General features: G+C 41.5%; 20 protein-coding genes and 3 pseudogenes. 20 read left to right on the top strand and 3 right to left on the bottom strand.

Going from position 1 to position 21,521, the window contains the following annotated elements:
* Positions 1–6 precede the first annotated feature (6 nt).
* The 12 genes and pseudogenes from HSISS2_RS08830 to HSISS2_RS08775 all read left to right on the top strand — a co-directional run bounded on the left by HSISS2_RS08830 (position 7) and on the right by HSISS2_RS08775 (position 10,508).
* Positions 7–836: pseudogene (locus HSISS2_RS08830) on the top strand (transporter substrate-binding domain-containing protein).
* A gap of 596 nt (positions 837–1,432) precedes the next feature.
* Positions 1,433–2,179 (top strand): amino acid ABC transporter permease, encoded by a 747-nt coding sequence (locus tag HSISS2_RS08825; RefSeq protein WP_134954306.1) that lies wholly within the window; start codon positions 1,433–1,435, stop codon positions 2,177–2,179.
* Complete coding sequence (locus HSISS2_RS08820; RefSeq protein ID WP_021146397.1) at positions 2,179–2,922, top strand: amino acid ABC transporter ATP-binding protein; 744 nt, start codon at positions 2,179–2,181, stop codon at positions 2,920–2,922. The genes HSISS2_RS08825 and HSISS2_RS08820 overlap by 1 nt, the downstream gene beginning before the upstream one ends.
* Before the next feature lie 214 nt (positions 2,923–3,136).
* Entirely contained in the window at positions 3,137–3,361 is a 225-nt protein-coding gene (locus HSISS2_RS08815; protein ID WP_002888207.1) for a DUF4059 family protein, read from the top strand.
* A 65-nt stretch (positions 3,362–3,426) separates the two neighbouring features.
* Entirely contained in the window at positions 3,427–4,347 is a 921-nt protein-coding gene (trxB, locus tag HSISS2_RS08810; protein ID WP_021146396.1) for a thioredoxin-disulfide reductase, read from the top strand.
* Positions 4,348–4,496: 149 nt separating this feature from the next.
* Positions 4,497–5,036, top strand: a complete 540-nt coding sequence (gene rsmD / locus HSISS2_RS08805) for a 16S rRNA (guanine(966)-N(2))-methyltransferase RsmD (protein ID WP_021146395.1) — start codon at positions 4,497–4,499, stop codon at positions 5,034–5,036.
* Between the two features lie 31 nt (positions 5,037–5,067).
* A complete protein-coding gene (coaD, locus tag HSISS2_RS08800; RefSeq protein ID WP_021146394.1) occupies positions 5,068–5,565 on the top strand; it encodes a pantetheine-phosphate adenylyltransferase in 498 nt (165 codons plus the stop codon).
* 16 nt (positions 5,566–5,581) lie between these two features.
* Complete coding sequence (locus HSISS2_RS08795) at positions 5,582–6,619, top strand: SepM family pheromone-processing serine protease (protein WP_051176080.1); 1,038 nt, start codon at positions 5,582–5,584, stop codon at positions 6,617–6,619.
* Between the two features lie 85 nt (positions 6,620–6,704).
* Positions 6,705–7,649 (top strand): TIGR01212 family radical SAM protein, encoded by a 945-nt coding sequence (locus tag HSISS2_RS08790; RefSeq protein ID WP_021152496.1) that lies wholly within the window; start codon positions 6,705–6,707, stop codon positions 7,647–7,649.
* Entirely contained in the window at positions 7,646–8,194 is a 549-nt protein-coding gene (locus HSISS2_RS08785; protein ID WP_021146391.1) for a class I SAM-dependent methyltransferase, read from the top strand. Before HSISS2_RS08790 ends, HSISS2_RS08785 begins: the two co-directional genes overlap by 4 nt.
* On the top strand, positions 8,191–8,433 hold the full coding sequence (locus HSISS2_RS08780; RefSeq protein ID WP_021146390.1) for a hypothetical protein: 243 nt from the start codon (positions 8,191–8,193) through the stop codon (positions 8,431–8,433). The genes HSISS2_RS08785 and HSISS2_RS08780 overlap by 4 nt, the downstream gene beginning before the upstream one ends.
* An 8-nt stretch (positions 8,434–8,441) precedes the next feature.
* Entirely contained in the window at positions 8,442–10,508 is a 2,067-nt protein-coding gene (locus HSISS2_RS08775) for a sodium:proton antiporter (RefSeq protein ID WP_021146389.1), read from the top strand.
* A 32-nt stretch (positions 10,509–10,540) separates the two neighbouring features.
* On the opposite strand, the pseudogene HSISS2_RS08770 reads toward HSISS2_RS08775, so the two are convergent.
* A pseudogene (locus HSISS2_RS08770) lies at positions 10,541–10,860 on the bottom strand (hypothetical protein).
* 340 nt (positions 10,861–11,200) lie between these two features.
* Positions 11,201–11,982: pseudogene (locus HSISS2_RS08765) on the bottom strand (ABC transporter ATP-binding protein).
* 110 nt (positions 11,983–12,092) lie between these two features.
* Here HSISS2_RS08765 and HSISS2_RS08760 point away from each other — a divergent pair.
* From HSISS2_RS08760 to HSISS2_RS08745, 4 genes are all read left to right on the top strand, one after another.
* Positions 12,093–13,424, top strand: coding sequence for a hemolysin family protein (locus HSISS2_RS08760; RefSeq protein WP_021146384.1), 1,332 nt, complete (start codon positions 12,093–12,095; stop codon positions 13,422–13,424).
* Between the two features lie 351 nt (positions 13,425–13,775).
* Positions 13,776–14,510: an LPXTG cell wall anchor domain-containing protein gene (locus HSISS2_RS08755; RefSeq protein ID WP_021146383.1), complete on the top strand. Its 735-nt coding sequence runs from the start codon at positions 13,776–13,778 to the stop codon at positions 14,508–14,510.
* Between the two features lie 441 nt (positions 14,511–14,951).
* The gene (gene pflA, locus HSISS2_RS08750) at positions 14,952–15,752 is read left to right on the top strand and encodes a pyruvate formate-lyase-activating protein (protein ID WP_021146382.1); all 801 of its coding nucleotides are present in this window, start codon (positions 14,952–14,954) and stop codon (positions 15,750–15,752) included.
* A 280-nt stretch (positions 15,753–16,032) separates the two neighbouring features.
* Positions 16,033–16,785 (top strand): hypothetical protein, encoded by a 753-nt coding sequence (locus HSISS2_RS08745; RefSeq protein WP_021146381.1) that lies wholly within the window; start codon positions 16,033–16,035, stop codon positions 16,783–16,785.
* A gap of 81 nt (positions 16,786–16,866) precedes the next feature.
* On the opposite strand, the gene HSISS2_RS08740 is transcribed toward HSISS2_RS08745, so the two are convergent.
* The gene (locus tag HSISS2_RS08740) at positions 16,867–17,319 is read right to left on the bottom strand and encodes a universal stress protein (protein ID WP_002887404.1); all 453 of its coding nucleotides are present in this window, start codon (positions 17,317–17,319) and stop codon (positions 16,867–16,869) included.
* Between the two features lie 354 nt (positions 17,320–17,673).
* On the opposite strand from HSISS2_RS08740, the gene HSISS2_RS08735 reads away from it, so the two are divergent.
* The 4 genes from HSISS2_RS08735 to HSISS2_RS08720 all read left to right on the top strand — a co-directional run.
* Complete coding sequence (locus HSISS2_RS08735; protein ID WP_008535427.1) at positions 17,674–18,888, top strand: pyridoxal phosphate-dependent aminotransferase; 1,215 nt, start codon at positions 17,674–17,676, stop codon at positions 18,886–18,888.
* A gap of 267 nt (positions 18,889–19,155) precedes the next feature.
* Positions 19,156–19,941, top strand: coding sequence for a GTP-sensing pleiotropic transcriptional regulator CodY (gene codY, locus HSISS2_RS08730; protein WP_002887402.1), 786 nt, complete (start codon positions 19,156–19,158; stop codon positions 19,939–19,941).
* Positions 19,942–20,008: 67 nt separating this feature from the next.
* Positions 20,009–20,560, top strand: coding sequence for a cysteine hydrolase family protein (locus tag HSISS2_RS08725; protein ID WP_002887401.1), 552 nt, complete (start codon positions 20,009–20,011; stop codon positions 20,558–20,560).
* 122 nt (positions 20,561–20,682) lie between these two features.
* On the top strand, positions 20,683–21,521 hold an 839-nt coding region (locus HSISS2_RS08720), incomplete at its 3' end, for a MetQ/NlpA family ABC transporter substrate-binding protein (protein WP_042767269.1).

Here is a 21,521-nt window from a genome sequence, read left to right as displayed (position 1 = left end):
ATAGATATGAAAAAATGGCTTGCAGGTTTAGGGATTCTTGGCTTGTCAGTTTTGACTTTGGCTGCTTGTGGAAACAAGAGTGATGGTAAGGCATCTGGTGAAAAGCAGACGATTACTGTTGCGACGGATTCTGATACGGCGCCTTTCACTTTCAAAAAGGTGATGACTTCAAGGGTTATGATATTGATTTGGTCAAGGCTATTTTCAAGGATTCAGACAAGTATGAGGTCAAGTTTGTGACGACACCTTTTGATTCTATCTTGACAGGGGTGGATTCTGGACGTTATCAGATTGCGGCTAATGATTTCAACTACAATGAAGAGCGTGAGCAGAAATATGGTTTCTCAGATCCGATTTCACGTTCTAACTATGCCATCACTAGTGCTGAGGGGACCAAGTATACTAGCCTAGACGATCTGTCTGGTAAGACGACAGAGGTGCTTCCTGGTTCTAACTATGCTCAGTTGCTTGAAAATTGGAACCACGCCAATGAAGATAAGAAACCAATTACAATCAACTATGCATCTAGCTCAACTGGTCTTTCAACACGTATCCAACACATTCAAGAAGGCAAAATTGATTTTATCCTTTACGATGCTATTTCCTCTGAATACATTGTCAAAGATCAGGGCTATAAGTTGGCTGTAAACAAGATTAAAGACGATATCGGTATGAAGACCGATGGTCTTGAATATCTTCTATTCTCAAATGATAAGCAAGGTAAGGAACTCAGAACCTTTACCAACAAACGTATCAAAGAGCTCAAGAAGGATGGAACCCTTGCCAAACTCAGCAAGGAATATTTCGGTGGCGATTACGTCAGTGATTTGAAATAAGACTGTTAAAAGTTGAGACTGCCGTCTCAGCTTTGGATTGAAGACAAAGCTTTCTTTTGAGGCTTTCCTGAGGTGATGACGGACGTCAGCGACCTTCTTCGAAGTTCCATGACTAAGTTTTGAGCCTAAGGTCTCAAAACTTCCGAACACCTGAAACTTTAAAGTTTCAGGTGTTTTTCTCACGTCGGAAAGCCTCGGTTTATGCTCACTTTGTTCGTGAAATAAGGAATGAGTTCAAATCTTTTTAGTCTTAATAAGGTATTGCTATCAGTGATACGATTTTCTTATCACTATGATAAGAAAAGACTATTTCACAGACTTTCTGAGTCGTGCTAAAATGAATACTATAAAATTATGATAAGATATTTGAATGGTTAGCACTAGGCTAACCTACTTTTTTAGAAAGAAAGGGCGACATTGTGAAAAAGAGTATAGAAGCATTTAATCGGTCACCTTGGTATCTCCAAGTTATCATTGGCTTGGTTGGTTTGGCAGTAGCTGTTGCTTTAGCCATTCCCTTGTCTTGGCTAGTAGAAATTCTTTGGGGTTATATTTTGCAACTGGTTACGGTTGTCTTCAAATGGATTTCATCTTGGATGCCAGCTGGTAAGCTCTTCTCATGGAAGGCTGTCTTCGATGCTGTTCCTAAGATTGTGGAACGCTTGCCTTTAACTTTGGGATTGACTATTGCAGGTGCCTTCTTTGGGTTGATTTTGGCCCTTGTCTTTGCGGTTGTTAAAATTAATCGAGTACGTATCCTTTATCCAATTCAAGCCGTTTTTGTGAGCTTCTTGCGTGGGACACCAATCCTTGTACAACTCATGTTGACTTACTATGGTATTCCACTCTTCCTTCGTTACTTGAATGGTGAGTTCGGCTTAGATTGGAACATTAATGAGATTCCACCAGCTATCTTCGCTATTACAGCCTTTGCCTTTAATGAAGCGGCTTACATGAGTGAAACCATTCGTGCAGCGATTCAAGCTGTGGATGCTGGAGAAATCGAAGCTGCCCGCTCTCTTGGGATGACATCAGCACAGGTCTACCGTCGTGTCATTATTCCAAATGCGGCGGTTATTGCGACACCAAGTCTGATTAACAGTTTGATTGGTTTGACTAAGGGAACATCACTTGCCTTTAGTGCAGGTATCGTCGAAATGTATGCGCAGGCTCAAATCTTGGGTGGTGCTGACTACCGTTACTTTGAACGTTATATCTCAGTAGCCCTCGTTTACTGGGGCATCTCAATCTTGATTGAAAATATTGGTCGTTCGGTTGAAAATCATATGGCCATTAAGGCACCTGAAGTAACTGACATTTCTGGAATTGGAGGTGACCGCTAATGATTAGCATCAAAAATTTGACCAAGGAATTTTCAGGTCAAAAGGTTCTTGATGGGATTAACTTTGATATCGAAAAAGGCGAAGTGGTAGCGCTTGTCGGTGCCTCTGGTGCAGGTAAGTCAACCATCCTTCGTAGCTTAAACTATTTGGAACAACCTGATTCTGGCACCATTGCCATTGATGACTTTAAGGTGGATTTCGAAGCAATTACCAAGGAGCAAATCCTTACCCTTCGTCGTAAGTTGGCCATGGTATTCCAACAGTTTAACCTCTTTGAACGTCGCACAGCCTTGGATAATGTTAAGGAAGGTCTTAAGATTGTTAAGAAACTTTCTGACGAAGAAGCTACCAAGATTGCGAAAGAAGAGCTCGCTAAGGTTGGGCTGTCTAATCGTGAAAATCACTACCCACGTCATTTGTCAGGTGGTCAAAAGCAACGTGTGGCCTTGGCCCGTGCCCTTGCCATGAAGCCTGATGTGCTCTTGCTTGACGAACCGACATCTGCCCTTGACCCTGAGTTGGTTGGTGAGGTTGAAAAATCAATCGCTGATGCAGTTAAGTCAGGTCAGACCATGATTTTGGTTAGTCACGACATGAACTTTGTTTATCAAGTGGCTGACAAGGTGCTCTTCCTTGAGAAAGGGCATATCCTTGAACAAGGAACACCTGAAGAACTTTTCAACCACCCAAAAGAAGAAAGAACGAAAGAATTTTTCGCTTCTTATTCAAAACAATATCTTTAAGATGGGATTTTTGTTACAATAGAAAAAGGTGATACGACAGGACTCCATTTATAGTCCGTAGTCGGATCCTGTAAGGATGATTAGGAGCTTTTGGAATTTTTGAAGATGCCCCGAAAGTCCAATCAGATACTGCCTTCGGCAGTTATTACTAATCGGATTCAGAGGTTGGAGAATGTTGTCTCAGCCTTTTCTATTTCTCACTTTAGGATGATTTATGTTATTAAATATTTTTAAATTTTACCTTTTGGGCCTTGTGATTGCTTTCTTTATGTGCTTGGTGATTGGTGCCTTTTGGCTTGGATGGCGTGCCCTACGTCGTGCTGACAAGACGGTTAAGGAGCGTCAAGGTGCCCTCTATGATGCTATCATGATGTCGATGGTTTCGATTCCTGTCTTGGCTTTTGCTTTTATGGCAATCCTCATCGTGCTGAATGCATAATACTAGCTTTGATGGCCTATTAGGTGTAAGATATCTCTACAAGAAATGCGTAAAAGGAGTGACTCATGTACGATACGATTATTATTGGAGCTGGTCCTGCAGGGATGACAGCAGCGCTATATGCAGCCCGTGCCAACCTTAAAGTGGCAACTTTGGAGCAAGGTGCTCCTGGCGGACAGATGAATAACACGTCTGAGATTGAAAATTACCCTGGCTTTGAAAATATCTCTGGTCCAGAATTGTCTATGAAGATGTTCGAACCTTTGGAAAAATTGGGCGTTGAAAATCTTTACGGTATTGTGTCTGGTATCGAGGACAAGGGTGACTATAAAGTCGTCAAAACTGGTGACGAGGAGTACCAAACCAAGACAGTTATCATTGCGACGGGGGCCAAGCACCGCCACATCGGTGTTGCTGGTGAAGAAGAGTACAACAGCCGTGGGGTTTCTTACTGTGCGGTATGTGATGGGGCTTTCTTCCGTAATCAAGACCTCTTGGTCGTTGGTGGTGGTGACTCTGCCGTTGAAGAAGGAATTTATTTGACACGCTTTGCCAATAGCGTAACCATTGTTCACCGTCGTGACGAGTTGCGTGCCCAAAAGGTCCTTCAAGACCGTGCCTTCGCCAATGAAAAGGTCAAGTTTATCTGGGATTCTGTCGTTGAAGAAATCAAGGGTGATGACATCAAGGTTCGCAGTGTTGATATCAAGAATGTCAAAACTGGTGAAGTGACTAATCACGAATTTGGTGGTGTCTTTGTTTATGTCGGACTTGATCCGGTTTCAGATTACGTGACAGGTCTGGGTATCACTGACCAAGCTGGTTGGGTTATTACAGATGATAAGATGGCGACAAGTATTCCTGGTATCTTTGCCATTGGGGATGTCCGCCAGAAAGACCTTCGCCAAATCACAACAGCCGTAGGGGATGGTGCCACAGCTGGTATCGAAGCTTACAACTACGTGACTGCACTTGCTGATAAGTAAAATAAATGAAAACTCGGGAGGCTCTCGAGTTTTTTGTGTTTGCTTGATGGTTTTCAGCTTGTCTAGCATCCTTTGAAGCAACATCTATGTGTGGTTTTTTGGTATAATAGAAAAGTCTTACTAAAATCAGTAAAAATGAGGTGACCAACTTGCGTGTTGTAGCAGGTGATTTTGGCGGGCGTCCGCTTAAAACGTTAGAAGGCAAAACGACTCGTCCAACAACGGACAAGGTCAAGGGTGCCATTTTCAATATGATTGGTCCTTTCTTTGATGGAGGGCGTGTTTTGGATCTTTTTTCTGGGAGTGGTAGTCTGGCCATTGAGGCTATTAGTCGTGGCATGTCGTCTGCTGTTCTCGTGGAAAAAGACCGTCGGGCACAAGCTATTATTCAGCAAAATATTAAGATGACCAAGAGTGAGAAACAGTTTCAGCTTTTGAAGATGGATGCGGCGCGTGCACTGACCCAATTGACAGGTCAGTTTGACTTGGTGCTTTTAGATCCGCCTTATGCCAAAGAGCAGATTGTGGCTAATATTACTCAGTTAGAGGATCAAGGGCTCTTGGCTAAAGAAGTGATGTTGGTTTGCGAGACAGATAAGGCTGTAGACCTGCCTGAAGAAATTTCAAACTTTGGGATTTGGAAGCAGAAAACCTATGGTATCAGTAAGGTGACGGTTTACGTGCGCTAGGTACCTGTAGCGGGTGTAGAAAGGAAATGCGATGACCCAAATTGCTATGTTTACGGGGTCTTTTGATCCGATTACCAATGGGCATATGGATATCATTGCCAGAGCCAGCAAGCTCTTTGACGAGCTTTATATTGGCCTTTTTTATAATAAAAACAAGCAGGGCTTCTGGGATGTTGCGACTCGCAAGCGTATCTTGGATGAGGTTGTGGCAGATTTTCCCAATGTCAAGGTCATAACGGCTCACGATAGTCTGGCTGTAGATGTTGCCAGAGACCTTGGCGTGACCTATTTGGTTCGAGGCCTTCGTAATGCGACAGATTTTGACTATGAGGCCAATATGGACTATTTCAATAAGGGGCTGGCGCCTGAGCTTGAAACGGTTTATTTGATTGCTAGTCATGAGGTGACACCAGTCTCCTCAAGTCGTGTGCGTGAGTTGATTTATTTTGAGGGGGACATTAGTTCTTATGTTCCTCAAGCAGTTGTTAAGGAAGTGGAGGCCAAGCGTGGCAAACAAGACAAAATCTAAATCGCTATTAGGGAAAATGTGGCGGATTAAGTGGTGGCTCTTAGGTATTTTTACAGTACTTTTCCTCCTTTTTGCCCTCTTTTTCCCGCTCAATAATTACTATGTAGAGCTTCCGGGTGGTGCTTTTGATACCAAGGAAGTCTTGACTGTGGATAAGAAAGCCGATGATTCAAAAGGTTCCTACAATTTTGTGGCGGTGGCCCAAACCAAGGCGACCTTGGCCCTCATGCTCTATGCTCAGCTCAATAATTTCGCTAAGCTTCAAACGGCTGAAGAGGCAACGGGTAATTACTCTGATGAAGATTACATGCGTATCAACCAATTTTACATGGAGACTTCCCAAAACCAAGCCATTTATCAAGGCTTGACGCTGGCTGGTAAAAAGGCGAGCTTGGACTATATGGGTGTCTATGTGCTTCAGGTCAATGATGATTCCAGCTTCAAGGGCGTTCTTAATATTGCGGATACGGTGACGGCTGTCAATGACAAGACCTTTAATAATTCGGCTGATTTGATTAAATACGTTCAGGGACTTAAGTTGGGTTCAAAGGTTAAGGTCACTTATACGACAGATGACAAATCAAAGTCGGCCACAGGTAAGATTATCAAGATCGCCAATGGTAAGAATGGTATTGGTATCGGCTTGACGGACCATACTGAGGTCAAGAGTTCTGAGAATGTGAAGTTTAAACTTGATGGTGTCGGTGGACCAAGTGCGGGTCTTATGTTTACCTTGGCTATTTACGACCAGGTTTCTGGTCAAAATCTCAAGGATGGTCGTAAGATTGCTGGAACGGGAACCATTGAAAAGGATGGTTCTGTCGGTGACATTGGTGGTGCCTACCTTAAGGTGAAATCAGCGGCCGATAGCGGTGCAGACATTTTCTTCGTGCCAAACAACCCAGTAACCAAGGAAATGAAAAAGGCTGATCCGGATGCCAAAACCAACTATCAAGAGGCTAAGGAAGCTGCCGAGAAACTGGGAACCAAGATGAAAATCGTTCCTGTAAAAACAGCTCAAGAAGCCATTGATTATTTGAAAAAGACGAAATAAGAAGAGAGAGTAGGACAGGCAGAAATCCTTGATTCTTGTCTCTGTCTTACCCTCTTTTTTAGGTCAAAGTGTTATAATAGTCCTTATGAAAAAACGTTATAGAACAGTTAATGATTACTATCGTGAGCTTTTTGGCGAAAAGATTTTCAAACTACCAATAGATGCGGGCTTTGATTGCCCCAACCGTGATGGTACGGTGGCTCACGGTGGCTGTACCTTTTGTACGGTTTCGGGATCTGGGGATGCCATTGTAGCTCCTGAGGCACCGATTCGTGAGCAGTTTTACCATGAAATTGACTTCATGCATCGCAAGTGGCCAGAAGTTCAGAAATATCTGGTTTATTTTCAAAACTTTACCAATACCCACGCGCCGCTTGAGGTTATCAAGGATCGCTACGAACAGGCTATCAATGAGCCTGGTGTTGTTGGCATCAATATCGGTACCCGCCCAGACTGTTTGCCTGACGATGTGATTGATTATCTGGCCGAACTCACAGAACGTATGTACGTGACCGTTGAACTTGGACTGCAGACCACTTATGAAGAAACGTCAGAGCTCATTAACCGAGCACACAGCTATGATCTCTATGTAGAGACGGTTAAGCGTGTGCGTGAGCGTGCGCCCAAGGCTGAGATTGTATCGCATTTGATTAATGGTTTGCCAGGAGAAACCCACGAGATGATGGTGGAAAATGTTCGCCGTTGTGTGACGGATAATGACATTCAGGGGATTAAACTCCACCTCCTCCACCTGATGACCAATACCCGTATGCAAAGAGACTACCACGAGGGGCGTCTGAAATTGCTGAGTCAGGAAGAATATGTGTCCATCATCTGTGACCAGTTGGAAATCATTCCTAAGGATATCGTCATTCACCGAATCACTGGTGATGCGCCCCGAGACATGCTGATTGGTCCTATGTGGAGTCTCAACAAGTGGGAAGTTCTTAATGCCATTGACAAGGAGATGGAACGTCGTGGCTCATGGCAAGGCTGTAAAGTAGCTAAGGAAAAGGAGAAAGAAGCATGATGAAACGTCCGATTCAGATGTCTCATGATTTTCTAGCTCAAGTGCTAGATGATGGGAGTATCGCTGTTGATGCGACTATGGGAAATGGCAATGATACCGCCTTTTTAGCTGGTCTTGCCAAGAAGGTCTATGCCTTTGACGTGCAGGAGCAGGCGCTTGAAAAGACCAGTCAACGCTTGTCAGATTTGAAAATTGACAATGCAGAACTCATTTTAGATGGGCATGAAAATCTGGACCGATATGTCACGGAAACTATTCGAGCAGCTATTTTCAATCTGGGCTATCTGCCATCTGCAGACAAGACTGTCATCACCAAGCCCCACACGACTCTTGAAGCTATTGAGAAAATTCTTGACCGCTTAGAAGTTGGTGGTCGCTTGGCGATTATGATTTACTACGGTCATGATGGTGGTGATATGGAAAAGGACGCTGTTCTTGAGTATGTCATTGGTTTGGACCAACGTGTTTTCACAGCCATGCTTTACCAACCCCTCAATCAAATTAACACACCACCATTTTTGGTGATGCTGGAGAAATTACAATGATTACAGACATTAAAGAAAAATTGGCGGAGATGCAGGCCAAATATATCGATAAGCAAAGTGCCGAGGACACCTTGAAAAAAGTCGAAAACCGTAAAACGGCAAAAATTAAGAAAAAGCTGGCTAGTCTTGAGGTCGAACGTTGCCATAAACTTTTGGCCAAGGAAGATGTGACGGCTATTGATAAAAAAATCAGTAAGCAAAAAGAATTATTTTCAAACTGTTGCCATAAAGAAGATTAGGAGGAGCTATGCATCTATCATCGGCTTTACTGGTTCTTCTTTTTAGCTTGATCTTATCGAACGTTATCAACCGTATCTTTCCACGACTTTCTCTGCCCTTGATTCAAATTATTTTTGGAGTGGGCATTGGTTTACTTTTCAAAGGTCGTGTTTTTGAGCTTGAAACAGAACTCTTTCTAGCTTTTATCATCGCTCCCTTGCTTTTCCGAGAGGGGGAAGAGAGTGATATTACCAGCATACTACGTAACTGGAAATTGATTCTATTTCTGATTTTTCCAGTCATCTTCGTATCGACATTGGGAATCGGTTATCTGGCTAAGTCCATCCTGCCTGTATCAGTGCCTCTATCTGCCTGTCTAGCTATCGGGGCGGCCCTTGGACCGACTGATTTTGTGGCCTATTCAGCTATTGCCAAACGCTTCAGTTTTCCAAAGTGGATAGGTTATATTTTGCAGGGTGAAGGGCTTTTGAACGATGCTTCAGGTCTGGTCGCTTTTCAAGTAGCGGTGACTGCCTTGACAACGGGAGCCTTTTCGCTCCTTGATGCTAGTTGGAATTTGTTCCTTTCCGTTATGGGGGGCTTTCTGGTCGGCCTAATCACGGCCCTCCTTAATCGGCTCTTCTTGACTATCCTGGACAATATGGATGCAGCAGATGTCACTGGGGCACTCCTACTAGAACTTGTGCTCCCTATTGCCTCTTACTTTGTTGCGGAGGAGATTCATGTCTCGGGCATTATTGCCGTAGTAGTGGCTGGTATTTCTCTAGCCAGCCGTTTCAAAAAAATTACGGTTTTTGATGCCAAATTGGATAGTATTTCGCATACCATTTGGGGAACCATTACCTTTATGCTAAATGGTATGGTCTTCTTCCTTTTGGGGACGGAATTACCAACCTTGGCCATGCCCGTTCTGCAAAGTAGCACCTACGATAATCTCTGGTTGCTGCTAGCAATCGTGCTTTTGACAGCGACCATGTTTGCCATTCGATTTGTCATGATTAGTGCGGTATTTGCCCAAAGAGCCTGGAAAAACAAAAGACCCCTAAAAAGAATTTGGAAGAGTGCCACTCTTCTGACCTTCTCTGGGGTTAAGGGAACAGTGTCCATTGCGACGATTCTCTTGCTTCCTCTTGCCAATATGACGACTTTAGAACATAGCCTTCTCCTCTTTACAGTGGCGGGTGTCACCCTCTTAAGCTTTTTAACAGGCATTTTAGTCCTACCAAAATTGGCAACGGGGGCAGCCCATACAACCAACCACTATATGCAGATTGCTATTTTGAATGATGTCGTTGGGGAACTTGGAAAGGACCTGAAGCAGTCTAAGCATCAGGGTGCTGTTTACGCTACCATTGACAATTATAATCAACGTCTGGAAAACCTCATCTTGGAGCAAGAGTCCAATGATGTCAAAGAAGAGCTGGCCAATATCCGTGTCATGATTATGGAAATCGAGAGTGAAGGGTTAGAGTATGCCTACAAGAAGGGGCAACTTTCAGAACTTGAATACAATCTCTATCAGCGTTATATCAAGGGATTGGAGCGTCGTATTAACCGTGGCTTCGTCTCCAGCCTTTCCTATGCCTTCGTTGTCTTTGTACGAGGCCTACGTAGGCTCCTACACCTTGCCTTTACCTTTAAATTTCATCTTGGCAAGGAGGAGACGTTACGAGCTCCTCGTTTAACAGAGGAAAATCGTGATCACATGGCGGAGCTTTATTTGACAAATACTGAGCAAGTATTGGAAGCCCTGAGTAATCTGGAAGGTGTCTATCACTCCGACCTCTTGTCTTATCTAAAGCGTGGCCGTTTACAAGAGGCTGAGATTATCCAGTCAGGAGCCTTTGTTGAACGGGTTATTACCCACCTTAGTCCTGACAATATCGACGAGATGTTGCGAGGCTACTATTTGGAACGTAAAGTAATCAACGAATATGAACAAGATGAGTTAATCTCTAGCCGCTACGCCAAACAGCTTCGTAAGGAGGTCAATACTTTGGAGGATTATTCTCTCAAAGAGACCAGCAATACCTTGACCTATGATATGATTAATCTAGCCCGAGGGCGAGTTTAAGTGAAGAAGCCAAGATTTTTCTTGACTTCTTTTTAATGTTTCTCTTTTTCATTACCGTGATTTGGAAAAAGAAAGCCTAGACCAAGGCATGTTAAAATTCCTGCAACAATCAGGATGCTATTTGATATAGGGAGCACGCCATAGATTGCATTAGCAATCATTAAACCAATCAAAGTACTCATGAGGCTAGATTTATAATCTTTTTTGATAAGATTTTCTATTGCAAAGAAAGCAAAAAGAGCGACTGGAAAGAGTGGCCAAAGCGACATCTCAATTTTGGGAAGCCGAGAATACTGTAAGTGATAACTGTTACTGCTGTACCGATTAATCCAATACCTATTACTTTAGTCATGTTTCTACCTCGTTTTCTATATCTGAAAGATATTTTGCTTTAACACCTACTAAATTATCAAAAGGTTAACTTACGGACAATATTATTTGTCTATGTGGTTCATTCTAGAAGCTATTCGGTCAAAAAGGACAGTTTTGACTGAATCGGTAAAAGTCAAAAGATTTTATCACATGGTGAAATCTTTTGACAAAAGTCGTCTATAGTACAGCTCATCGTTCCAGCCTTAATTTTGTATGGCGTATCTCAAATAAAAGAGTAGTGGTGATAAAAGAACAAGTCCCCCAGTCTATGGTCTGAGGGACTTGTTTCTATGATGTTGTTCATAAATAGTGATTAATTCTTAGAGAAGTGGGTTAATGTAAAAACGATGGTCATCAATGGGAATAATTTGAACAGGATTTTGGTAGAAATCAGCCAAGACTTCCGGTGTGATGATGTCATTTTTAGCCCCTTGAGCCACAATTTTTCCTTGGCGGAGCAGAAGGATGTGGTCCATATTTTCAGTGATTTCCTCAGCATGGTGGGTGACATAAAGGACTAGTGGAGCATGAGGAAGTGAAGTGATGCGATCAATCTGACGCAAGAGTTTTTCACGAGCAAAGAGGTCTAAGCCAACAGTCGCTTCGTCTAGGATAATGATGTCAGGGTCTTCCATAAGGCTACGAGCAATCAAACAAATTTGTTTTCCCCTTGAGAGAGGCCGTGATATTGGCGGCCAATCAGTTCCTCAGCTCCAAGTGATATCAGCATGTCCTTAGCTTCTTGTAATTCTTTGTCGCCGTATGCCTTATAGAGGATTGAACTCTTGTACTTACCGGTAAGTACGATCTTTTCAGCGGTCATATGCTTGGGCAGACGCTCGGTGATAAAGGAACTAACAATACCAATCTGTTTGCGGAGGCCTGTGATATCGCCATTACCAAAGCTATAGCCAAGGATCTCAGCTTGACCTTCACTTGGGAAAAAATCAGCGGTCAAAAGACGTAGGAGGGTGGATTTTCCAGCACCATTAAGACCTAGAATGGCCCAGGTTTGCCCTTTCTCCACTGTCCAGTTTAAGTTGGACAAGAGTGTTTTTCCTTGGCGAGTCAAACTGACATTTTCTAATCGTATAAGTGACATAAGTCTCTCCTTTGATGGTAAATTACTCTAATTATAGCATAAAATAAGGGCTTTTATTGGAAAACTGTGGTATAATGAAAGTCAGAATTTTTTTAGAGGAGAAGAAAAAAATGGAAGACTCTAGTGGTCAGTCCTTATTATTTCAATTTATTTTACTAGTCATTTTAACCCTGCTTACAGCCTTTTTCTCAGCGTCTGAGATGGCCCTAGTGTCACTCAATCGCTCTCGTGTCGAGCAAAAGGCAGAAGAGGGTGATAAGAAATTTATTCGCCTACTTAAGGTTCTTGAAAATCCTAATAACTTCTTATCAACTATTCAGGTTGGTATTACGTTTATCAGTCTTTTGCAAGGGGCCAGTCTCTCTGCTTCACTAGGGGCAGTTATAGCAACTTGGTTTGGTCACGTAGCATGGGCTAAAACAGCTGGTAGCGTGGTATCTTTGGTAGTCTTGACCTACATTTCTATCGTTTTTGGTGAGCTTTATCCTAAGCGTATTGCCATGAACCTTAAGGAGAATCTGGCCATCTACTCAGCACCTGTCATTATCGTAACTGGTAAGATTGTCAGTCCTTTTGTATGGATTCTTTCGGCATCAACCAACCTTTTGTCTCGTTTGACACCTATGACTTTTGATGATGCGGATGAGCAGATGACACGTGACGAGATTGAGTACATGTTGACCAAGAGTGATGAAACACTTGAAGCTGAGGAAATCGAAATGCTTCAAGGTGTATTCTCTCTTGATGAATTGATGGCGCGTGAAGTTATGGTTCCTCGTACAGATGCCTTCATGATTGATATTGAAGACAACACTCAGGAAAATATCCAAGCCATTCTTAAGCAAAGCTTCTCTCGTATCCCCGTCTACGAAGATGATAAGGATAAGATTATCGGTGTTATCCATACCAAAAACCTCCTTCAAGCAGGTTATGAGCTCGGTTTTGAGAATGTTAAGCTTCGTCGCATCATGAACGAGCCCCTCTTTGTTCCAGAAACAATCTTTGTTAACGATCTTTTGACGGCATTTCGTAATACCAACAATCAAATGGCTATCTTGCTTGATGAATATGGCGGTGTGGCTGGTCTAGTGACCTTCGAGGATTTGTTGGAAGAAATCGTCGGCGAGATTGATGACGAAACAGATAAAGCTAGTGTAGAAGTTCGTGAAATTGGAGAAAATACCTATATTGTTGAGGGAGTTATGACCCTTAACGACTTCAACGAATACTTTGACACTGAACTTGAGAGTGATGATGTTGACACTATCGCAGGTTACTATTTGACTGGTGTAGGAGCTATCCCTACTCAAGAAGTCAAAGAACACTATGAAGTGATTAATAAAGATAAACACCTTGAATTCATCAATGACAAGGTTAAGGATGGTCGAGTAACCAAGCTGAAAGTCATCATCACAGAAGCTCCAGAGGAAGTAGAAGAATAGCATTAAGAGTATTTTGATTAGAAAACCCTAGAGCTATTAGAACAGAAAATGATAATTGAGCGTTCCATCTCTTTATGAGAGGACGCTTTTTTCTTATCTTCATTTTAAATTTTCTTTAGCTAAATGATAAAATGAAAAACTGCCTTAGAGCATGATATTAAGCCATTTTTACTTACTTGAGGAGAAACGTCTTTATCAGACTTGTCATTTTTGTTTAAAGAATTTTAAACACATTTAGCTCTTTTGATAGGCTTAGAATATAAAATGATAAGATTTTGATTAAAATAGTCTTTTATACCTTTTTTATGGTAAAATATAAATTAACTGACAAATGAAAAAAGGAGAATTTTAATGGCTTCTAAAAAATCTATTTATAGTGGATTGCTTTTCCTTACCCTAGGAGCTTTAGTACCAGTAACTTCTTTTGCGGATGATGGCATTGCTACAAATGATGCTTTGATCACGCAACCAACAGCAGAGCGTGGAACAACAGGCTCTTCTACAGCGCCAAGTGATGGCGATTTGGCTCGCAGTAATGATTCAAATACAGGAGCGACAACGCCAACTGCTCCTGCTGTCCCTGAAGTACCAGCGACGCCTGAAACTCCTACGACGCCAACAGCGCCAGCGACTCCAGAAACGCCAGCAACACCAGCTCCAACAACTGAGTCGTCAGATAAACCTGCTGAAAAACCAGCTGATAAGCCTGATACAGCAGCACCAGCGGCTAATACTGAAACAAAAGAGAACCCTCAAACACCTGAGGTTCCTTCAGTGAATGTCAATGGACAACCTGTTGTGACTGTTACACCTGCAGCTCCAGTTGTGACAGCAGCTGGCCAAACAATTGTTTCTACACAAAATAGCCAAGTTGTTATTGCAAATACTGATGGTACAACAAGTGTCGTTGCTCCTGAAGCGGTAGGATTTAAGGTTAACACTGATGGAACATTGACAGGTAAAGATGCTAAAGGGAAAGAAGTAACCCTTCCTAAGACCGGTGAAGAAGCAGCAACCTTCTTGACAATCGCAGGGACTTTCTTCCTTGCAGCAGCAGCCTTTTTGGGCTTCAAAAAACGTGCTTAACCTATCAGAGAAGACTGGATATCTTCTAGTTTTAGATTTAACATAAGCTCTTATTTTGAGATTTTCCTAAGGTGATAATGGACGTAGGCGAACTTTCTCGAAGTTCCATGCCTCATTTTTAAGCTTTAAGTCTCAACATTATGAACGCCTGAAACTTTTTAGTTTCAGGCGTTTTTGTCGTAGCGGAGAGTCTCAATTTATATTTTTTGTGCTTACACTAAAGACTTTACAGAAATGCTTATTTATGGGATGTTCAGATGCGTTTGTCTGTGTTCTAAGACTGGTTTATTTCCGATTTTTCTTTCTGGTATAGTATAGTTTACACCTTACTAGAGATGTATTATAGTATAACCTTTGCTTTAATTCGGGCAGATAAGAAGCATGTTTTTCGTAAAAAAGGTATAATGAGTTTATGTAAAAAGCGTTTTCAAGGAGGCTGCCATGGCAGAAATTGATTACAGTCAGGTGACTGGACTGGTTCATTCGACTGAAAGTTTTGGATCCGTAGATGGTCCGGGTATCCGTTTTATTGTTTTTATGCAAGGCTGTAAGATGCGTTGCCAATATTGCCATAACCCAGATACATGGGCTATGGAGTCAAATAAGGCTGTTGAGCGTACTGTCGAGGATGTCTTAGAAGAAGCTCTTCGTTTCCGTCATTTCTGGGGAGAGCAAGGTGGTATCACTGTATCCGGTGGTGAGGCCATGCTTCAGATTGAGTTTGTTACGGCTCTCTTTACAGAGGCTAAAAAGTTAGGCATTCACTGTACACTTGATACCTGTGGTTTTGCCTACCGTAATACTCCTGAGTATCATGAAGTCGTTGACAAACTCTTGGCTGTGACTGATTTGGTTCTGCTTGACATCAAAGAGATTAATCCAGAGCAACACAAATTTGTAACTCGCCAACCTAATACGAATATCTTGGCCTTTGCAAAATATCTGTCTGATAAACAAGTGCCAGTCTGGATTCGCCATGTCTTGGTACCTGGATTGACCGACTTTGATGATCACTTAATTAAGCTGGGTGAATTTGTTAAAACCTTGAAAAATGTTGATAAGTTTGAGATTCTTCCTTATCATACTATGGGCGAATTCAAGTGGCGTGAGCTGGGTATTCCATATCCTTTGGAAGGGGTCAAACCACCAACTATGGACCGTGTTAAAAATGCTAAGGCCCTCATGCATACTGAAACCTATCAAGAATACAAGAACCGTGTTGGTGTCAAAACTTTGGACTAAAATGATAACTGTTTGAGATTTAGGATCAGCCTAAAACAGTTTTCCTAACGGTTTTAAATATTATGGAGTGCTTGAAACAGACTGTTTTAAGCATTTTTATCATAAGAAAAATTCTAGACCGATGTTCACTTTGCTTGTGAAATAAGTTCTTATTTCACGTTTTTTGCAGAAGTTCTTAGTCTATGACGTATTTAAAATTGTTTGTATCCATTCGACAAGCTCTTGACAAGAGCTTTTTAACTTTGCTATTATTTATGAAGTACTAAAAAGCAGGTAAATTATGTTTCGTATATTAAAAATTGATGATGATTTTGTCTATCTTAGTCATCCTGATGGGCGCTTAAAGAAAATAGATAAAGCCCTATTTGATTTTGCTATCAATTTGGGAGACCGTGTAGAAGTCTACCAAGATGGCGAATTGACCGTGGTTACTCCGGCAGAAGTCCAAACAGACTTGAGTCTTGATGGAGATAAGTCTGTTAAGTCTAATCTTTTGCAAGGTATTTTGGATCTTTTCCTTGAGACCCTTAATATCCACAATAATCACTTAGGTGATTTGAAGAAGATTTTCACGCAGTTGTTGATTACACTCTTCATGGCTTGGAGTTTGTTGGGAGTCATTATAGTAGAGATTCTACTTTTTGCAGAGTCCATTGTTGTCTTCCTTTGGAGACTTTTGGTTCGTCTTGTTAAGTTGATGCGTATTAAGGACAACACAAAGGTCTTGATTGATGAGACGCAAAAACGCCATGCTAAACGTGAGCGTCAAAGAGCTCAAAGACGTGAGCAAGAAAGACGACGTCAGGATGAACTGGAAGAACGTGAATACCAACGTGAGACTGAGCGCCAAAAAGAATTGATGATTGTTGAAGCTAGCCTTAGTCAGGAAGCTGAGCATGCGAGCCTTTCAACTAGCCTTGCTTTAGAGCAAGCAGGTGTTTCAAGCCAATCTGCTAGTGAAGAGTCAAAAGAAAAAAGTCAAGCAAGTTCAGAGTCTGAAGAGGTATCTAAATCGGCTAAGTCTGAAAAATAGAATAAACAAAAGAACTGAGACAAAAGGGTCCCAGTTCTTTTTCGTATGAAAAAAAGCACCGTAGGTGCTTGTGAGAGGCGACTAAAGTGTTTTTTCTGAGTCACGAACAATGAGCAAGTCAACTTTTGCGTGACGGAGAATGTATTCAGAAGATGAACCGATAAGCAAGCGTTCAAAAGTATTAAGACCAGTTGCACCAACCATGATGAGGTCAACGTTTTCCTTTTCAGGAATGTCAACAGCCAAAAGACTCTTAGGATTACCGAACTCAATGACTTTACGAATCTTGGTTAATCCAGCTTCCTTGGCTTGACGTTCAAAATCGGCCAAAACAGCTTTAGCTTCGTCTTCTAGTTTTTCATAGATGTAAGAGTCGAAAGTCGCAACGCTTTGAAGGGCGCGTGTATCGATAACGTGTACTAAAAGTAACTGTGCATCGTTACGTTTTGCAACATGCACACCTTTGATAAAGGCTAGTTCGGATTCGTAAGAACCATCGATAGCTACCATAATACGTTCATATTGTTGAGACATAAGCTCTACCTCCTATCTTTAGCCCTATTATACTCTTTTAATTTAAAAAGTGAAAGCGTTATTATATGTTTTCTGAAATCTTTTTTTAAATCTTTACCTAAAAAGAGCCTTTTACGCAGTGAAGGGATTTTGATATTGTCCAAAATTGAAGATTACTTGAAAAAGAGGTATAATACAATCTGTTATTAGCTTCGTAAGAAACGTGATAATTGAGAAGAGAATGAATCTTCTTAACTGATGCCATGGGTTAAGCCTTAGATGGTGTCAATAAAAGTAGGGTTCCCCATCAGGTGTTGAATTTTTTATTTTCTACTAGATGTATCTACTTTTAGTATTTTTTGAAAGGATTAACTTATGAAAACATTTGATAAATCATCAAAGTTGGAACACGTTGCCTATGATATTCGTGGACCGGTTTTGGATGAGGCCAACCGCTTGATTGCTAACGGTGAAAAGATTCTTCGTCTTAATACGGGAAATCCTGCGGAATTTGGCTTTACAGCACCAGATGAAGTCATTCGTGACTTGATTATGAATGTTCGTAACAGTGAAGGGTATTCAGATAGTAAGGGGATTTTCTCAGCTCGTAAGGCTATTATGCAGTATTGCCAGCTTAAGGGCTTCCCAAATGTGGATATTGACGATATCTATATTGGTAATGGTGTTTCAGAGATGATTTCTATGTCTATGCAGGCCTTGCTTGATGATGGAGACGAAGTATTGGTGCCAATGCCAGACTATCCTCTTTGGACAGCCTGTGTCAGTCTAGCTGGCGGTAACGCTGTGCACTATGTCTGTGATGAAAAATCAAACTGGTATCCAGATATTGATGACATCAAGTCTAAGATTACTTCAAACACAAAGGCAATTGTCGTCATTAATCCGAATAATCCGACAGGTGCTCTTTACCCTAAAGATATTCTTGAACAGATTGTCGATATTGCACGCCAAAATGATTTGATTATCTTTGCGGATGAAATTTATGACCGCTTGGTGATGGATGGTAAGAAGCACACTGCTATTGCTAGTCTTGCACCAGACGTTTTCTGTGTCTCTATGAACGGTCTTTCTAAGTCACACCGTATCTGTGGTTTCCGTGTGGGATGGATGGTTCTTTCTGGACCAAAGAGAAATGTCAAAGGCTATATTGAAGGTCTTAACATGCTGGCTAACATGCGTCTTTGTGCCAACGTGCTTTCTCAACACGTTATCCAAACCTCACTTGGGGGCTACCAGTCTGTAGATGAGCTCTTGATTCCTGGTGGTCGCATCTATGAACAACGTGAATTCATCACTAATACCGTTAATGCTATTCCAGGGCTTACAGCTGTGAAGCCAGATGCAGGGCTTTATATCTTCCCTAAAATTGATCGTAATATGTATGATATTGACGATGATGAAGAGTTCTGCCTTCGTCTCTTGAAGAAGGAGAAGGTTCTCTTGGTTCCGGGTAAAGGCTTTAACTGGAATGAACCAGACCACTTCCGTATCGTTTACCTTCCTCGTGTGGAAGAGTTGGCTGATCTGGGAAATAAAATTGAACGTGTCTTGTCATATTACAAGCGCTAATATGTCAACAACTGGGCAAAAGGATTTGTCCAGTTTTCTTGATACCTAAAAAGCAGAGGTTTTCGCCTAAAATCCGAACGTTTTAGCTGAAAAAGACATAATTGACTTAATATAATGAATAGTAGAATAATAAATAATTTTCAGACAATTGTTTGCAATTTATAGGTTAAGTGTGCTATAATGATAGGGCTAGTGGGTCTTGACGGATATGTTTGGTACAGGACCTGAGATTATTAAGATTACAAATAGAAAGTGAAGACAATAAATATGGCAAATTTGCTGGCTAAAACTCGTAAAATTACATCTATCTTGCAACGCTCAGTAGATAGCTTGGAAGGAGATCTTCCATACAATAACATGGCTGCTCAGTTGGCAGACATCATCGATTGTAACGCTGCTATCGTTAATGGTGGTGGGGCCCTCCTTGGTTATGCCATGAAATACAAAACCAATAACGATCGTGTAGAAGAGTTTTTTGAAGCCAAACAACTCCCAGAAGAATACACACGTGGTATCAGTCGTGTCTATGACACTCAAGAAAATATTGGTATTGATAGTGACTTGACTATTTTCCCAGTGGAATCAAAGGATGACTTTCCAGATGGTTTGACGACTATTGCGCCTATTTATGGTGGTGGTATGCGTCTTGGATCTTTCATCATCTGGCGTAATGATCATGACTTTGTGGATGAAGATCTTATCTTGGTTGAGATTGCCTCTACAGTAGTTGGTTTGCAATTGTTGAACCTTCAAACAGAAAACTTGGAAGAAACCATTCGTAAACAAACAGCTATTAACATGGCTATTAATACCTTGTCTTACTCAGAAATCAAGGCGGTTTCAGCTATCTTGAATGAGTTGGACGGTTTGGAAGGTCGTTTGACAGCTTCTGTTATCGCTGACCGTATTGGTATCACCCGTTCAGTTATCGTTAATGCCCTTCGTAAGTTGGAATCAGCTGGTATTATTGAAAGCCGTTCACTTGGTATGAAAGGGACTTACCTTAAAGTTCTTAACGAAGGTATTTACGACAAATTGAAAGAATACGAATAAGAAAAATTTTGACATAAAAGTGAGGTAGGTGGTAACTGCCCACTTTTTTTAAAAAGGAGAAAGTAACATGACAAAAGCATTGATTTCAATTGATTACTCTTATGACTTTGTAGCGGATGACGGGAAGTTGACGGCTGGAAAGCCAGCTCAGGCCATTGAAGACCGCATTGCTCAGGTGACACAGGAAGCCTATGATAATGGAGATTATATCTTTGTCGCTATGGACCGACATGATGAAGGGGATACCTTCCATCCTGAAACCAAGCTCTTTCCACCGCACAATATTGCAGGGACATCTGGACGAGAACTTTATGGTAAGTTAGCTGAAGTGTATGACGCCATCAAGGATGATAGTCGTGTCTTTTGGATGGATAAGCGACACTATTCAGCCTTTTCGGGAACGGATTTGGATATTCGTCTACGTGAACGTCGTGTGACAACAGTCGTTTTGACAGGAGTTTTAACAGATATTTGTGTGCTGCATACAGCCATTGATGCCTATAATTTGGGCTATGATATCGAGGTTGTAGCAAGTGCAACAGCATCCTTGACGCCTGAAGCACATGATTTTGCGATTGGGCATTTTAAAAATGTTCTTGGAGCAACAATTGTAGAGTAAGATTGAGTTCTTACTCTTTTTTTGATAAGCCCTCTCTATCAACTAATTAAGAATATGAATTAGTCAAGCGATTGTATTCGTGTTAGACTAAAGGTATTGGTTCATCTGAGAGGAGAAAAATGATGAAAATAAAACGATTATTAGGTTTTGTAGCTATTGCTGTTGCTTCTGTAGGTATTTTGGCAGCTTGTGGTAAGGATGCTGCTAAGGATAAGACAGTGGTTCGAGTAGGGACCATGGCTAAGAGTGAGTCTGAACAAGCACGCTGGGATAAGGTTGAAGAAATCTTGAAAAAAGAGGGAGTTACGCTTAAATTCAGCGAGTTTACGGACTATTCTCAACCAAACGTAGCCCTTAATAATGGTGACATTGATATTAATGCTTTCCAACACTACAATTTCCTGGATAACTGGAATGCGGATCATAAGACTGACTTGGTACCAATTGCTGAGACTTATTTCACAGCCTTCCGTGTCTATTCTGGAACAGAGGGTGGTAAGAACAAGTATAAGGATATTAAAGAATTGCCAGAAGGTGCTACGATTGCCATTCCAAATGATGCCGTTAATGAAAGTCGTGCCCTTAATCTCTTGCAGTCTGCTGGCTTGATTAAGCTTAGTGTAGGTGCAAATGACAAGGCTAAGTTGACTGATGTTAGTGAAAATAGCAAGAATTTAAATATCAGAGAAGTTGATGCTGCTCAGACAGCTGCCAACCTTGATTCTGTTGATGCAGCCATTATTAATAATGACTTCGTTACAGAGGCTGGTATTGATCCTAAGACAGCTATCTACGTAGAACCTGCTAGTAAAAATACTAAGCAATGGTACAATCTACTTGTAGCCCAAAAAGGTTGGGAAAAATCAGATAAGGCTGATGCTATCAAGAAAGTTATCAAGGCTTATCATACTGACGAAGTCAAAGAGGTCATCAAGAAATCATCTCAAGGTTTGGATGAACC

Source organism: Streptococcus sp. HSISS2 (assembly GCF_000448665.1).
Taxonomy (GTDB): domain Bacteria; phylum Bacillota; class Bacilli; order Lactobacillales; family Streptococcaceae; genus Streptococcus; species Streptococcus raffinosi.
Note: the sequence above shows the minus strand (reverse complement) of the source record. Positions and strands in the feature narration are given on the sequence as shown.